The 14,600-nt window shown below is 65.7% G+C and carries 13 protein-coding genes; 7 read left to right on the top strand and 6 right to left on the bottom strand.

The window, feature by feature from the left end:
* Nucleotides 1-91 precede the first annotated feature (91 nt).
* On the bottom strand, nt 92-1,279 hold the full coding sequence (locus U0042_RS21100) for an MFS transporter (RefSeq protein ID WP_114809295.1): 1,188 nt from the start codon (nt 1,277-1,279) through the stop codon (nt 92-94).
* Nucleotides 1,280-1,383: 104 nt separating this feature from the next.
* Between U0042_RS21100 and uvrA the strand changes: the two genes are divergently transcribed.
* Together uvrA and U0042_RS21090 are read left to right on the top strand one after the other, a co-directional pair.
* Complete coding sequence (uvrA, locus tag U0042_RS21095; protein WP_114809296.1) at nt 1,384-4,266, top strand: excinuclease ABC subunit UvrA; 2,883 nt, start codon at nt 1,384-1,386, stop codon at nt 4,264-4,266.
* 49 nt (nt 4,267-4,315) lie between these two features.
* Nucleotides 4,316-5,401 (top strand): AI-2E family transporter, encoded by a 1,086-nt coding sequence (locus U0042_RS21090; protein ID WP_114809297.1) that lies wholly within the window; start codon nt 4,316-4,318, stop codon nt 5,399-5,401.
* A gap of 61 nt (nt 5,402-5,462) precedes the next feature.
* On the opposite strand, the gene purU is transcribed toward U0042_RS21090, so the two are convergent.
* From purU to U0042_RS21065, 5 genes are all read right to left on the bottom strand, one after another.
* Complete coding sequence (gene purU / locus U0042_RS21085; RefSeq protein WP_114809298.1) at nt 5,463-6,332, bottom strand: formyltetrahydrofolate deformylase; 870 nt, start codon at nt 6,330-6,332, stop codon at nt 5,463-5,465.
* A 79-nt stretch (nt 6,333-6,411) separates the two neighbouring features.
* Complete coding sequence (locus tag U0042_RS21080; protein WP_114809299.1) at nt 6,412-7,257, bottom strand: NUDIX hydrolase; 846 nt, start codon at nt 7,255-7,257, stop codon at nt 6,412-6,414.
* Nucleotides 7,258-7,271: 14 nt separating this feature from the next.
* The gene (locus U0042_RS21075; protein ID WP_114809300.1) at nt 7,272-7,886 is read right to left on the bottom strand and encodes a LysE family translocator; all 615 of its coding nucleotides are present in this window, start codon (nt 7,884-7,886) and stop codon (nt 7,272-7,274) included.
* A 125-nt stretch (nt 7,887-8,011) separates the two neighbouring features.
* The gene (locus U0042_RS21070; RefSeq protein ID WP_114809301.1) at nt 8,012-8,578 is read right to left on the bottom strand and encodes an adenine phosphoribosyltransferase; all 567 of its coding nucleotides are present in this window, start codon (nt 8,576-8,578) and stop codon (nt 8,012-8,014) included.
* Nucleotides 8,579-8,706: 128 nt separating this feature from the next.
* Entirely contained in the window at nt 8,707-10,704 is a 1,998-nt protein-coding gene (locus tag U0042_RS21065) for a cation:proton antiporter (protein ID WP_114809302.1), read from the bottom strand.
* 158 nt (nt 10,705-10,862) lie between these two features.
* On the opposite strand from U0042_RS21065, the gene kdsD reads away from it, so the two are divergent.
* The 5 genes from kdsD to lptB are packed head-to-tail and all read left to right on the top strand — an operon-like array spanning nt 10,863 to nt 14,479.
* Nucleotides 10,863-11,846 (top strand): arabinose 5-phosphate isomerase KdsD, encoded by a 984-nt coding sequence (kdsD, locus tag U0042_RS21060; protein ID WP_114809303.1) that lies wholly within the window; start codon nt 10,863-10,865, stop codon nt 11,844-11,846.
* A complete protein-coding gene (locus U0042_RS21055; protein WP_114809304.1) occupies nt 11,846-12,394 on the top strand; it encodes a KdsC family phosphatase in 549 nt (182 codons plus the stop codon). Before kdsD ends, U0042_RS21055 begins: the two co-directional genes overlap by 1 nt.
* On the top strand, nt 12,391-12,990 hold the full coding sequence (lptC, locus tag U0042_RS21050) for an LPS export ABC transporter periplasmic protein LptC (protein WP_114809305.1): 600 nt from the start codon (nt 12,391-12,393) through the stop codon (nt 12,988-12,990). Before U0042_RS21055 ends, lptC begins: the two co-directional genes overlap by 4 nt.
* A gap of 32 nt (nt 12,991-13,022) precedes the next feature.
* Entirely contained in the window at nt 13,023-13,700 is a 678-nt protein-coding gene (lptA, locus tag U0042_RS21045) for a lipopolysaccharide transport periplasmic protein LptA (protein WP_114809306.1), read from the top strand.
* On the top strand, nt 13,697-14,479 hold the full coding sequence (gene lptB / locus U0042_RS21040; RefSeq protein ID WP_114809307.1) for an LPS export ABC transporter ATP-binding protein: 783 nt from the start codon (nt 13,697-13,699) through the stop codon (nt 14,477-14,479). The genes lptA and lptB overlap by 4 nt, the downstream gene beginning before the upstream one ends.
* Nucleotides 14,480-14,600 lie beyond the last annotated feature (121 nt).

Genomic DNA, 14,600 nt, shown 5'->3' with positions numbered 1-14,600 from the left:
CGCCGCGGCAGGCCCGCTTCAGGCGAACCTGCCACCGCGCTGTGCGCGATCGCCGCCCTGTGTGCTCAATATAGATTGTGGCGCCGGCCTGTCACGCCCTGCGCGGCGGCGCCTTCATATTGGCGGCGATTATAAGCCAGCACAATACGAGCCCCGAGCAGGCAAAAAACACGGCGCTTTGTCCGCTCGACTTCAGCAGCCAGCCGCCCAGCATGCCGCCGAGCGCGAGCCCGATGGACTGCGTGGTGTTGTAGACCCCGGCCGCGGCACCCTTGCGGTTGCCCGGCGCCAGTTTCGAAACCAGCGACGGTTGCGACGCCTCGAGAATGTTGAAGCCGAGGAAGTACACGAACAGAATCGCGGTCACAGCCAGAATGGTATGCGGTGCAGCGCCAAGTAACAGCTGGCCGATCAGGATAAGGGCGATAGCGGAAAGCAGCACGGCCTTCATCTTGCCGCGCTTCTCGGCGGCGATGATGGCGGGCACCATCATCACGAAGGCAAGGCCCATGACGGGCAGGTAGACCTTCCAGTGCGAGGCTACGGGCAGGCCGCCCGCTTCCAGGATGCGCGGCACGACGAGAAAGAGCGCGGTCTGCGTGGCATGCAGCACCAGCACGCCGAAATTCAGTCGCAGCAGCTCGACGTTGCGCAGCACTTCGGCGAACGGCGCGCGCACGTGCACGGGCTTGGGGGCATCCGGCACGACCCAGAGCACCACGCCGATCGCGAGTATCGAGAACACGCCCACCAGCGAGAAAAGCCCGCTCATGCCCACCCAGTGAAACACGATAGGCGCGCCGACAATGGCCACGGCAAACGAAACGCCAATGCTGCCGCCCACCATCGCCATGGCCTTGGTGCGGTGCTCCTCGGCGGTGAGGTCGGCAATAAACGCGATCACTGCGGACGATATGGCACCCATTCCCTGGATCACGCGCCCGACGATCACCCACGCAATGTCGTGTCCGAACGCGGCCACGAAGCTGCCTACCGCGAAGATGGCGAGGCCGGTCGCGATCACGGGCTTGCGGCCCACGCGGTCGGAGACCCAGCCGTAGAAAATGTAGAGCAGGGATTGCGTCGCGCCATACGCGCCCAGCGCGATGCCGACGAGCAGCACGTTGTCGCCGCCGGGGATCGTTTTCGCGTAGATCGAAAACACCGGCATGATCATGAAAAGCCCGAGCATGCGCAGCGCGAAGATGGCTGCGAGCGACACGGTGGCCCGCAGTTCGGGCGCGCTCATGCGCGAGGAAGTGGCAGACGGATTGGACATCGGGAGAGCGCAACGGCGCGCCTGCAGGCTGTCAGCAAGCCGTAACGGCGGTCTGGAAAAGTCGCTATAGTAGCAGGTTTAGCCTTCCCTTCTCCCGCAGGTTCATGGAACAAATCCGTATCCGTGGGGCCCGTACCCACAACCTGAAAAACGTCAATCTCGATCTGCCGCGCCACAAGCTCGTCGTGATCACGGGGCTTTCGGGCTCGGGCAAGTCGTCGCTCGCGTTCGACACGCTCTACGCGGAAGGCCAGCGCCGCTACGTCGAGAGTCTGTCGGCTTACGCACGGCAGTTCCTGCAACTGATGGAGAAGCCGGACGTCGATCTGATCGAGGGACTCTCCCCCGCCATTTCGATCGAGCAGAAGGCTACGTCGCACAATCCGCGCTCCACGGTGGGCACGGTGACGGAAATCCACGACTACCTGCGGCTGCTGTACGCGCGCGTCGGCACGCCCTACTGCCCGGACCACGAAATTCCGCTCGAGGCGCAAAGCGTCTCGCAGATGGTGGACGCCGCGCTCGCGTTGCCGGAAGAAACCCGGCTCATGATCCTCGCGCCCGTGGTGGCCAACCGCAAGGGCGAACACACCGAACTCTTCGACGAGATGCAGGCGCAGGGCTTCGTGCGGTTCCGCGTGCGCTCGGGCGGCGGCACCGCCAACGAGGGCGAGGCGAAGATCTACGACGTAGATTCGCTGCCCAAGCTCAAGAAGAACGACCGGCACAGCATCGACGTGGTGGTGGACCGCCTCAAGGTGCGCCCCGACATGAAGCAGCGTCTCGCCGAATCGTTCGAAACGGCGCTGCGTCTCGCGGACGGGCGCGCCATCGCGCTCGAAATGGATACGGATCGCGAGCACCTGTTCAGCTCGAAGTTCGCCTGCCCGATCTGCTCGTACTCGCTCCAGGAGCTGGAGCCGCGCCTGTTCTCGTTCAACAACCCGATGGGCGCGTGCCCGGAATGCGACGGCCTGGGCCAGATCACGTTCTTCGACCCGAAGCGGGTGGTGGCGCATCCCTCGCTCTCGCTGGCGGCGGGCGCGGTGAAGGGCTGGGACCGGCGCAACCAGTTCTACTTCCAGATGCTGCAAAGCCTCGCGGCGTTCTACGAGTTCGAAATCGACACGCCGTTCGAAGACCTGCCCGAGAAGATCCGCAAGATCTTGCTGTACGGCTCCGGCAAGCAGGCCATTCCGTTCTCGTACATCAACGAGCGCGGCCGCACGTCGGTGCGCGAGCACGTGTTCGAGGGGATCATTCCGAACCTGGAGCGGCGCTACCGCGAAACGGATTCGGTCGCCGTGCGCGAGGAGCTGGCGAAATACCAGAACAACCAGGCGTGCCCCGCCTGCGAAGGCACACGGCTGCGCCGCGAGGCGCGCTTCGTGCGCATCGGTGCCGGCGAAGACGCCCGCGCCATCTATGAAGTGAGCGGCTGGCCGCTGCGCGACTCGCTCGGTTATTTCCAGACGCTGCGCCTCGAAGGCGCGAAGCGCGAGATCGCCGACAAGGTCATCAAGGAAATCGTCGCGCGGCTCATGTTCCTCAACAACGTCGGGCTCGACTACCTGTCGCTCGAACGCAGCGCGGAAACGCTCTCGGGCGGCGAGGCGCAGCGCATCCGGCTCGCCTCGCAGATCGGCTCGGGACTCACCGGCGTGATGTACGTGCTCGACGAGCCCTCCATCGGCCTGCACCAGCGCGACAACGACCGGCTCATCTCCACGCTCAAGCACCTGCGCGACCTCGGCAACTCCGTGATCGTCGTGGAGCACGACGAAGACATGATCCGCATGGCCGACTACGTCGTGGACATGGGCCCCGGCGCGGGCGAGCACGGCGGCATGATCATCACGCAGGGCACGCCGCAGCAGGTCGAGGCGGACGCGGCCTCGCTCACGGGCCAGTACCTCTCGGGCACGCGCCGCATCGAGTATCCCGACGAACGGCGCGACCCGGACGAGCGCCACCTGCGCATCATCGAGGCTTACGGCAACAATCTGAAGCACGTCACGCTCGATCTGCCGGTGGGCCTCCTCACCTGCGTGACCGGCGTGTCCGGCTCGGGCAAGTCCACGCTCATCAACGACACGCTGTATCAGGCCGTGGCGCAGCACCTGTACGGCTCGTCGACGGAACCGGCGCCTTACGAGGCGATCGAGGGCCTCGAACATTTCGACAAGGTCATCAACGTCGACCAGTCGCCGATCGGTCGCACGCCGCGCTCGAACCCGGCCACGTACACGGGCCTCTTCACGCCGATCCGCGAACTGTTCGCGGGCGTGCCGTCGGCCAAGGAGCGCGGCTACGACCCGGGCCGTTTTTCGTTCAACGTGAAGGGCGGGCGGTGCGAGGCGTGCCAGGGCGACGGCGTGCTGAAGGTGGAAATGCACTTCCTGCCCGACGTGTACGTGCCCTGCGACGTCTGCCACGGCAAGCGCTACAACCGCGAAACGCTGGAAGTGCTCTACAAGGGCAAGAACATCAGCGAAGTGCTGGACATGACCGTGGAGCACGCGCACGAGTTCTTCAAGGCCGTGCCGGTGGTAGCGCGCAAGCTGAAGACGCTGCTCGACGTGGGCCTCGGCTACATCCGCCTGGGCCAGTCGGCCACCACGCTTTCGGGCGGCGAGGCCCAGCGCGTCAAGCTTTCGCTGGAACTGAGCAAGCGCGACACCGGTCGCACGCTCTATATCCTCGACGAACCGACCACCGGCCTGCACTTCCACGACATCGCCCTGCTGCTCCAGGTCATTCACCGACTAAGGGATCAGGGCAATACGGTCGTTATCATCGAGCATAATCTCGATGTCATCAAAACCGCCGACTGGGTCATCGATCTGGGTCCGGAAGGCGGCGCCGGCGGCGGCCAGATCATTGCCCAGGGCACGCCGGAGCAGGTGGCGAAGTCGAAGGCGAGCTTCACGGGCAGGTATCTGGCGCCGCTGCTCAAGCGCCCGGCCGCGGTTGCAGCCGCGAAATGAATGGGAAGTCCCCCAGCGGGAAAACCCGAGGTTGGAGAGTGAAGGAACGATGGCCAAGCGCAACGAGGTGTCCGAGGAAGGACAAGTGCAGGACCTGCGCCCGCGCCCGGTCAGACTGACGAGCGACATGAGCCTGCCGAAGCTGTCGGCGGTGGAAATCGGCAGCTACATCGTCGCGCTCTTCGCGATGTGGGCGGTGCTTCACCTGAAGCTGCTGGGCGCGCTGCTCGCCGGCATGCTCGTCTTTCAACTCGTGCACACCATAGCGCCGCTCATCGAGCGCCGCATGTCGAGCCAGCGGGCGCGCTGGGCCTCCGTGGTGCTGGTCGCCACGGTGATCGTGGGCGCGCTCACGGGCATCACGATCGGCATCATCGAACACTTCGAAAGCGACGTGCCGAGCGTGCAAAAAGTGCTCGACCAGATGATGCAATTCATCGATCAGGCGCGTGGCCGAATCCCGGAAGCCATTGCGGCCTACCTGCCCGTCGATACCGACCAGATGAAAGCGAAGGCCGCAGCGCTCATGCAAGCCCATGCGAGCACCCTGCAGCAGGGCGGCAAGAGCGCGGCGCGTATTTTCGGGCACGTGGTGATCGGCATGATCATCGGCGCCATCATCGCCGTGGGGGCTCAACGGCATAGCCAGCGGCTGCCGCTTGCCAAAGCCTTCGTCACGCGCGTCGCGCGCTTTGCCGACGCGTTCCGCCGCATCGTGTTCGCGCAGGTGAAGATTTCGGCCATCAACGCCACGTTCACCGGCATCTATCTGCTGCTGATTCTGCCGGTGGTCCACGCGCCGCTACCGCTTTCCAAGACGCTCGTCGTCTTCACGTTCGTGGTGGGCCTGTTGCCGGTGATCGGCAATCTGATTTCGAACACGGTGATCGTGGCCATTGCGCTCACGGTGAGCCTGCCGGCGGCCGTCATGTCGCTGGCGTTCCTGATCCTGATTCACAAGCTCGAATACTTCCTGAACGCGCGCATCGTGGGCGGCCAGATCGAGGCGCGCGCGTGGGAACTGCTGGTCGCGATGCTGATCATGGAAGCCGCGTTCGGCATTCCGGGCGTCATTGCAGCGCCCGTGTTCTACGCGTACATCAAGCGCGAACTCATCTATCTGCGGCTCGTCTAGCCCGCATCGGGACACGGCGGCGCGGCTAGATGGCCCGCACTGCCGCCGTGTCCGCGTCCAATCAGCGAAACACCACCGTCCTGCTGCCGTTCAGCAGGATGCGATGCTCGATGTGCCACTTCACGGCACGCGCGAGCGTCACGCACTCCACGTCGCGCCCAATCGCCGTGAGCTGTTCCGGCGTCATGCTGTGGTCCACGCGCTCCACTTCCTGCTCGATGATCGGGCCTTCGTCGAGGTCCGTCGTCACGTAGTGCGCCGTTGCGCCGATCAGCTTCACGCCGCGGTCGAACGCCTGGTAGTAGGGCTTGGCACCCTTGAAGCTCGGCAGGAACGAGTGGTGGATGTTGATTGCGCGGCCCGCGAGGCGCCCGCACAACTGCGGCGACAGAATCTGCATGTAGCGCGCGAGCACGACGAGGTCGGCCTGATGCTCGTCGATCACTTGCAGCACGCGCGCTTCCTGCGCGGACTTCGCTTCGTCCGCAGAGGACGTCAGCGGGAAGTGATGGAACGGAATGTTGTAGCTCGCAGCCAGCTGATAGAAGTCCTTATGGTTCGAGATGATGGCGGGAATCTCGATGGGCAGCTGCCCCGTGCGGTAGCGGAACAGCAGGTCGTTCAGGCAGTGGCCGATCTTCGACACCATGATCACCACGCGCGGCTTCACCGACGCGTCGTGCACCTCCCAGCGCATGCCGAACTGCGCGGCGAGCGTATCGAAAGAGGCGCGCAGCGCTTCGAGCCCGGGGTCGCCGCCCACTTGCTGGAAGTGCACGCGCATGAAGAAATCGCCGGTGCGGCTGTCGCCGAATTGCGCGGAGTCGAGAATGTTGGCGCCGCGCTCGAACAGGAAGCCGGACACCGCGTGAACGATGCCGGGCCTGTCGGCGCACGACAATTTGAGAATGAAGCTGTGTTCGGTCGACATAACCGCGGTGCCCCCCTTTCCTGTTGCTTTGAACTGACTGATTGTGCGGCGTGCGGGCCGCTGCGGCGCGGTCCGGCGTTCAGGGCGCCGGCGGCGCGAACAACGCGTCGATACCCGCGCATGCGTCCGGATCGATCCAGCGGCGGCGCAAGAGGCAATCGAGCGTCGCGAGACTGGCATCCACCGTCATGGCGCCTTCTTCGATCCAGCGCGCCACTTCGTCAATGCGCGCGAGGCGATGTTCGCCCACTTCGCCATCCTGATTGAGCGGCGCGAAATCCGCGGGCAGCGCGAGGTCGTAGACGAAGATCTGCTCGGCCTGCGTGCCCTCGGGAAGCGATTGCAGCACGTGCACCGTGCGCCCCGGCGCGGCCTGCGCGGCGATGTCCTCGCCAATACCCGCCTCTTCCCAGCACTCCTTCACGATCGTGGCCTCGATGCCGAAACCCCAGCCGATGCCGCCCGCCACGACATTGTCGAGCATGCCCGGATCGGTCGCCTTGGTTTCGCTGCGCCGGGCGATCCAGAGCTGCGGCGCGCCGGCCGCGTATTCTACGACGCCGTTCAGGTGCACCGCGTAAGTCATGGTGCCGAAGAAGCGCGAGGCGGCGCGCTCGATATAGGCGAGCGGCGCGGCATCGAACGCATTGCGGATCGCGTAGGTTTCGTCGCGCCAGCCCGGAATGCGCCCTTCCGCCGCGAGCGCGCCGATGACAGCACCCAGCGCCGCGCTGCGCAGATCCACCGTGGAAAACGCCGCCGACAGGGCGATGCGCGCGGTGTCGATCTCGAACACGTCCGGCCAGCGTGCGAGCAGCGGCGCGTCGGTGCGACGCACCCAGCCCACGCGTTCCGCGCCGATATAGAAGGGCAGATGCGCGTTCGGGTCGAAGCGGCGCGCGGCGACGATGCACGGCAAGCTCATAGACGACCTCCTGCTCAGTCGCGCAACGCGACGCGAATGCCGATCGCGATGAAAGTGGCGCCCGCCACGCGATCGAGCCACACGCCCACGCGTGGCCGGCGTTTGAGCCACGTGCCGATCATGCCCGCGCAGACGCCGAACGCCGAGAACACCACCACGGTCTGCAACATGAAGAGCGCGCCGAGTTCGAGCATTTGCAGCGTGACGCTCTGCGCGCCGTGCATGTCCACGAACTGCGGCAGGAACACCACGAAGAAGAGCGTCACTTTCGGATTCAGCATGTTGCCGAGCACGCTCTGCCGGAAGATCGTGGCGAGCGGTTGGCGCGGCCGCTCGTGTGCCGTGGCGAGCCCCTGGCTGCGCAGCGCCTTGATGCCGATCCAGACCAGATACGCGGCGCCCGCGAGCTTGATGACCTGAAACGCCACCGGAGACGAGCGCAGCACCGCCGCAACGCCCAGCGCCGCAAGCGTGGTGTGGAACGTCACGCCCGCCGCAAAACCGAGAGCAGCGACGAGCCCGGCCGCACGGCCCTGCGAGATGCCGCGCGCCAGCACCTGGAGGTTGTCGGGGCCGGGCGCCAGCGTGATGGCGATCGAGGTGGCGAGAAAGAGCAGGAAGTTGGGCATGATCGTAGCGTCGGGCCGATGGCGGCAGCGATTGCGGTGGGGATGAACTGCAGGCAACAGAACCGCCCGCGTCAGCGAACCAGCCGGGGCTCAATCGGTAACCCGATCGAACCCGGCCGGGTAACTCAGTGGCCGCCGAATTCGGTCACGGTGTAGAGCGGCAGGCCGGCGGCACGCAAGAGCTGCGAGCCGCCCAGGTCAGGCAAATCGATGATCGCGGCGCCCTCCACCACCACGGCGCCCAGCCGCTCCAGCAGCTTCTTGCCGGCCATCATCGTGCCGCCGGTCGCAATCAGGTCGTCCACGATCACGATGCGGTCGCCCGCGCCGCACGCGTCCTCGTGAATCTCCACGGTCGCCGCGCCGTATTCGAGCTGATACGACTCCGACACCGTGCGGTACGGCAGCTTGCCCACCTTGCGAATGGGAATGAAGCCCAGGTTCAGCTCGTACGCGAGAATCGGCCCGATGATGAAGCCGCGCGCGTCCAGCCCGGCAACGTAGTCGAGCCGCGCGTCGATATAACGCTGCACGAACAGGTCGATCAGCACGCGCAGCGCCTTTGCGCTCTGCAAAAGCGGCGTGATGTCGCGAAACTGCACGCCGGGCTGGGGCCAGTCGGGCACCGTGCGGATCTGGTCTTTGACGAACTGGGCTGCGTCGAGCCGCGCGTTCGCGGGCGCTTGGGACATGATGTCTCCCGGTGGATCAATTCAATGGTGAGTGTTCGGGTGCCAAAGGCGCGCCGGCAGCGTGCCGCGCCGGCTCGAAGCGCCGGCAACGGCGGCTCGCGATGTTTCCGGCGACTGCATGCGTGCTGTCAGGCTGCGGCGGCCCGGCCCCGCCGCGAAAGGCGCTCTTCCGCTTCGGCCAGTTGCTCGGGTAATCCTCGCAGCACGACGATGTCGCTCGCCCGCAGCTTCGTCGACGGGTCGGGTTCCACGCCGCGAATGCCGTGCCTGCGGATCGCCGTCACTTCGACGCCCATGTCCGCGAGGCCCAGCTCGGCGAGCGTGCGGCCCACGGCGTCGGCCTTCGCGTCGATCGGCACCGATTGTAGCCGCACCTGCTCGTGACCGTCGTCCACGTCCGCGTCGTCGGCACCGTGGAAGTAGCCGCGCAGCAGGCTGTAGCGCTGATCGCGCATTTCCTCGACCCGCCGCACCACGCGCCGCATCGGCACGCCCATCACCACGAGCGTGTGCGACGCCAGCATCAGGCTGCCTTCGACGATCTCGGGAATCACCTCGGTCGCACCCGAGGCGAGCAGCTTTTCGAGATCGGAGTCGTCGACGGTGCGCACGATGACGGGCAGCGTCGGTTCGAGTTCGTGGATGTTGTGCAGCACGCGCAGCGCCGAAGGCGTGTTCGCGTAGGTGATCGCGATGGCCGCCGCGCGATGCACGCCCGCGGCCACGAGCGATTCACGACGGGCCGCGTCGCCGAACACCACCGACTCGCCCGCCGCCGCAGCGGCCGTCACGCGGTCGGGATCGAGGTCGAGCGCGACGTACGAGAGCCCCTCGTGTTCCAGCATGCGCGCGAGGTTCTGGCCGGACCGTCCATAGCCGCAGATGATGACGTGCCCACTCTGCTTGAGGCTTTGCGTGGCGATGCGCGTCATCTGCAACGACTGCTGCATCCATTCCGTAGACGAAAGCCTGAGCACGATGCGGTCGGCGTTCTGGATGACGAACGGCGCAGCAAGCATCGAGAGCAGCATCGCGGCGAGGATGGCCTGCAGCAGCGTGGCGTCCACGAGATGCTTGTCGAGTATCAGATTGAGCAGCACGAAGCCGAATTCGCCGGCCTGCGCGAGCCCGAGCCCCGTGCGCATCGCCACGCCGGGCAGCGCGCCGAAGAGCCGCGCGAGCCCCGTGATGATGACCGCCTTCAGCAGCATCGGCACGATCAGGAAGCCGAACACGAGCAACGGATGCTCCCAGATCACGCGCGGGTCCAGCAGCATGCCGGTAGTCACGAAGAAGAGCCCGAGCAGCACGTCGCGAAACGGCTTGATGTCTTCTTCCACCTGATGCCGGTACGGCGTCTCCGAAATCAGCATGCCGGCAATGAAGGCGCCCAGCGCGAGCGAGAGGCCGAACTTGTCCGTGATGAACGCCGCGCCGAGCGTGACAAGCAGCAGGTTCAGCACGAACAGTTCCTGCGAGCGCCGCCGCGCCACCACGTTGAACCAGCGCGTCATGAAACGCTGACCGACGATCAGCAGCAGCGCGAGCGCCACCACGATCTTCACCGCGGCAAGCCCGAGCGACTCCACCAGCGAAGCCGAGCCGCCGCCGAACGCGGCAATGACGATGAGAAGCGGCACCACGGCCAGATCCTGGAACAACAGCACGCCCATGATGTTGCGGCCGTGCGCGGACTCCAGTTCGAGCCGCTCCGCGAGCATCTTGCTCACGATCGCCGTGGACGACATCGCAATGGCGCCGCCCAGCGCGACGCACCCTTCCCAGGTGATATGCACCCAGCGCTCGAGCGCCAAGCCCACCACTACGGCAATCGCAATGGTCGCGAGCACCTGCAGCAAGCCGAGCCCGAACACGGCGCGCCGCATGGAGCGCAGCTTCGCCAGCGAAAACTCGAGCCCGATCGAAAACATCAGGAACACCACGCCGAACTCGGCGAGGTTCTGCGCGCCGTGCGAATCCGGGACGATACCGAAGGCGTGCGGGCCCACCACGATGCCGACCGAGAGGTAGCCGAGCATGGGTGGCAGATTCAGATAACGGAAGAGAACGACGCCCGCCACTGAGGCCAGCAGCAGAAACAGCGTCATTTCCAGCGGGGAGATCATCGTGAAAAGCGTCCTCGTTCGTCAGCGGAACCGTTGCGCGGCGGCATGGACGCCTTGCGGCGGGACCCAGGCGCAACAAGGTCGAGCGGCCGGCGAAGGCAGCGGCCGCGCGGTCGGCGCGCGGCGCGGCGAACAAACGCCTTTGCTATACTCCGCGAATGATAGCGAAAATCAATGGCGATCGGGCACTCGCGCTCGCTCGCGACGTGCTCGACATCGAAGCTGACGCCGTGCGCTCGCTTCGCGACCAGCTCGACGAAGGCTTCGTCGGTGCGGTCGATTTCATCCTCAGCTGCCGTGGCCGCGTGGTCGTTTCGGGCATCGGCAAGTCAGGCCATATCGCGCGCAAACTCGCGGCAACGCTTGCCTCCACCGGCACGCCGGCGTTCTTCGTGCATCCCGCCGAAGCGAGCCACGGCGACCTCGGCATGGTAACTGCCGACGATGTCTTTATTGCGATGTCCAACTCAGGGGAATCCGAAGAGTTGATCGCGATCTTGCCGCTCATCAAGCGGCTGGGCGCGAAGCTCATCGCCATAACCGGCCGCCCGGGTTCGAGTCTCGCGAAGCTCGCCGACGTGCACCTGAACTCCGGGGTATCGAAAGAAGCCTGCCCGCTCAATCTCGCGCCCACGGCCAGCACCACGGCCGCGCTTGCGCTGGGCGATGCGCTCGCGGTCGCCGTGCTCGACGCCCGCGGCTTCGGCGCCGACGACTTTGCCCGCTCGCATCCGGGCGGCGCGCTCGGCCGGCGTCTGCTCACCTACGTGCACGACGTGATGCGCACGGGCGACCAGATTCCGAAGGTGCCGCAAAGCGCCACCGTGCGCGATGCGCTGTTCCAGCTCACGGCCAAGCGCATGGGCATGACGGCCATCGTGGACGACACGGACCGCGTGCTCGGCATTTTCACGGACGGCGACCTGCGGCGCGTGCTGGAACGCGTGGGCGACTTCCGCGATCTGCCGATCGGTTCGGTCATGACGCACAGCCCGCGCACCATCGCGGCCGACCGCCTTGCCGTGGAAGCCGTGGAACTGATGGAGCGCCACCGGATCAATCAGATGCTCGTGGTCGATGAAGCCGGCAAGCTCATCGGCGCACTCAACATGCACGATCTGTTCTCGAAGAAGGTGATCTGATGGCCGTCTCCGCCCTTACCGCCACCGAACGCGCCAGCCGTGTGCGGCTGATGATTTTCGACGTGGACGGCGTGCTCACCGACGGCAGTCTGATGTTCACCGCGAACGGCGACACCATGAAGTCGTTCAACTCGATGGACGGCCACGGCCTCAAGCTGCTGCAGCGCGCCGGCATCGAAACGGCCATCATCACGGGGCGGCGTTCGGGCATCGTGGCGTCCCGTGCCGAGGAACTCAAGATCACGCACGTGCATCAAGGCATCGAAGACAAGCTCACGGCGTTCGCCAGGCTGCTGAAAGAGACGGGCATCCCGCCTGAGGACTGCGGCTACATGGGCGACGACTGGCCCGACCTCGCGGTGATGCTCCGCTGCGGCTTCGTTGCCGCGCCCGCGAACGCGCACCCCGAAGTGATTGCACGCGCACACTGGGTGAGCGAAGCGCGGGGCGGTCACGGCGCCGTGCGCGAGGTGTGCGACGCGCTGCTGCGCGCCCAGCATCGCTATGAAGCGATGCTGGCGGCCGCCTGCGGAGCGGCACACGAATGAACGCGCCGTTTCGCTGGACCTCGCTGATTCCCGTCGTCGCCATGGCCGCGCTCGCCGGCATCACATGGTGGCTGCTGCAGGCAACGCTGCCGCGGCCGAACGAAAGCGTACAACGCCCGAAGACGCACACGCCGGACTATTTCGCCGACAACTTCTCGGTGTCCGAACTCGATCAGTCGGGCGCCACGCAATACCGGCTCACGGCCACGCATCTCGTCCATTACGAAGACGACGAGAACAGCGATCTCACGAGTCCGGCCGTGCGCGCGTTCCAGCCGGGCAAGCCGATCGTCACGGCCACGGCGGAGCGCGGTACGGTGAACGGCGACGCGTCGATCGTGGACATGTACGACCACGCACGCATCGTGCGCGCCCCGGGCGCCGGCGACCCGCAGATGCAGGCCGATTCCGAGCATTTCCGCGTGCTGGTCAACGACGATGTGATCCTGACTGAAAAGCCGGTTAAACTTCAGCGCGGCCAGTCGGTCATGACGGCCACCAACGGCATGAACTACAACAATGTCACCCGGGTGATCCAGCTGTTCGGCAACGTCCGCGGCTCGATTGCTCCGGTCGACTCCGGCGGCTCCTCCTGACAGCCCGGGTCATCCATTCCAGGCACGACTGCATGAACCACTCGTTACCCTGTTTCGAAGCCGGCCATCGCGCGGCCGGCGGCGTCCGCCGCACCGGCTTTGCCGCGCTGGCGGCACTGACGTTCGTGCTCGCGCTCGTCGGCGTGGTGCCCGCGGCACACGCCGAGCGCGCCGACAAGGACAAGCCGCTCAACATCGAATCGGACAACATGACGTACGACGACCTCAAGCAGGTCACCATCTTCACAGGGCATGTGGTGGCCACGAAAGGCACGATCGTGATCAAGGCCGACCGTGTGGAGGTACATCAGGATCCGCAGGGCTACCAGTACGCCACGGGCACGTCGACGGGCAACAACCTCGCGTACTTCCGCCAGAAGCGCGACGGCGTGGACGAATACATCGACGGCGACGCCGAGCGCATCGACTACGACGGCAAGCAGGACCTCACCACGCTCACGACGCGCGCAACCGTGCGCCGCCTGCAAGGTCTCTCCACGGTGATGGACCAGGTGCACGGCAGCGTGATCACCTACGACGGCCAGAACGATTTCTATACTGCGAAGTCGGGCAAGGACGTGGCCGGCCCCGGCAATCCGACAGGACGCGTGCGCGCCATGCTGTCGCCGCGTAACGGCGGTGCCGCACCGCTCACGGGCGCTTCCGCTACGCTCGTGCCGTCGACGCAGTTGAAGGGAACACCGCAGTGAACGCGAGCCCCCTTCATAACCGCCAGCCTGCGGGCACCAGCAGTTCGCTCGTCGTACGCAACCTCAAGAAGCGGTACGGCTCGCGCACGGTCGTGAAAGACGTATCGCTCGACGTGAAGAGCGGCGAGGTGGTCGGTCTGCTCGGCCCGAACGGCGCGGGCAAGACCACGTCGTTCTATATGATCGTGGGCCTCGTGCCGCTCGACGCCGGCGAGATCGACCTGAACGGCCAATCCATCAGCCTGTTGCCCATCCATAAGCGCGCGTCGCTCGGGCTGTCGTATCTGCCGCAGGAAGCGTCGGTATTTCGCAAGCTTACCGTCGAGCAGAACATTCGCGCGGTGCTCGAGCTTCAGCATGACGGCGCTGGCAAGCGGCTCTCGAAGGAAGCGATCACTGAGCGCACGGAAGCGCTGCTCGACGAGTTGCAGATCGGGCATCTGCGCGAGAACCCGGCGCTATCGCTCTCGGGCGGCGAGCGGCGACGCGTGGAAATTGCGCGCGCACTCGCCACGGACCCGGCCTTCATTCTGCTCGACGAACCGTTCGCGGGCGTGGACCCGATCGCGGTGCTCGAAATTCAGAAGATCGTGAAGTTCCTGAAGCAGCGCAATATCGGCGTGCTGATCACGGACCACAACGTTCGCGAAACGCTGGGCATCTGCGACCACGCGTACATCATCAGCGACGGAAGCGTGCTAGCAGCAGGCGCGCCGGGCGACATCATCGAAAACGAAAGCGTGCGCCGCGTTTATCTGGGCGAGCACTTCCGCATGTAGGCACAGGACGGCAGCAGAGCGAGCGCTTACGCCGCGCTCGCTCTGCCACCTGCTTCATCAAGACGCACCGGCGCACGGCGACACGCCACGCAGCCGGCTTGCTCTCCGCGAGGCCGCCACC

It is taken from the genome of Paraburkholderia kururiensis (assembly GCF_034424375.1).
Classification (GTDB): Bacteria; Pseudomonadota; Gammaproteobacteria; order Burkholderiales; family Burkholderiaceae; genus Paraburkholderia; species Paraburkholderia kururiensis_A.
Note: the sequence above shows the minus strand (reverse complement) of the source record. Positions and strands in the feature narration are given on the sequence as shown.

Bases quoted from the DNA above. Each gene is read 5' to 3' on its own strand.
- kdsD (WP_114809303.1), top strand. From the start codon at position 10,863: ATGATAGCGAAAATCAATGGCGATCGGGCACTCGCGCTCGCTCGCGAC.
- U0042_RS21055 (WP_114809304.1), top strand. From the start codon at position 11,846: ATGGCCGTCTCCGCCCTTACCGCCACCGAACGCGCCAGCCGTGTGCGG.
- U0042_RS21100 (WP_114809295.1), bottom strand. From the start codon at position 1,279: ATGTCCAATCCGTCTGCCACTTCCTCGCGCATGAGCGCGCCCGAACTG.
- U0042_RS21090 (WP_114809297.1), top strand. From the start codon at position 4,316: ATGGCCAAGCGCAACGAGGTGTCCGAGGAAGGACAAGTGCAGGACCTG.
- uvrA (WP_114809296.1), top strand. From the start codon at position 1,384: ATGGAACAAATCCGTATCCGTGGGGCCCGTACCCACAACCTGAAAAAC.
- U0042_RS21080 (WP_114809299.1), bottom strand. From the start codon at position 7,257: ATGAGCTTGCCGTGCATCGTCGCCGCGCGCCGCTTCGACCCGAACGCG.
- purU (WP_114809298.1), bottom strand. From the start codon at position 6,332: ATGTCGACCGAACACAGCTTCATTCTCAAATTGTCGTGCGCCGACAGG.
- lptC (WP_114809305.1), top strand. From the start codon at position 12,391: ATGAACGCGCCGTTTCGCTGGACCTCGCTGATTCCCGTCGTCGCCATG.
- U0042_RS21075 (WP_114809300.1), bottom strand. From the start codon at position 7,886: ATGCCCAACTTCCTGCTCTTTCTCGCCACCTCGATCGCCATCACGCTG.
- U0042_RS21070 (WP_114809301.1), bottom strand. From the start codon at position 8,578: ATGTCCCAAGCGCCCGCGAACGCGCGGCTCGACGCAGCCCAGTTCGTC.
- lptA (WP_114809306.1), top strand. From the start codon at position 13,023: ATGAACCACTCGTTACCCTGTTTCGAAGCCGGCCATCGCGCGGCCGGC.
- U0042_RS21065 (WP_114809302.1), bottom strand. From the start codon at position 10,704: ATGATCTCCCCGCTGGAAATGACGCTGTTTCTGCTGCTGGCCTCAGTG.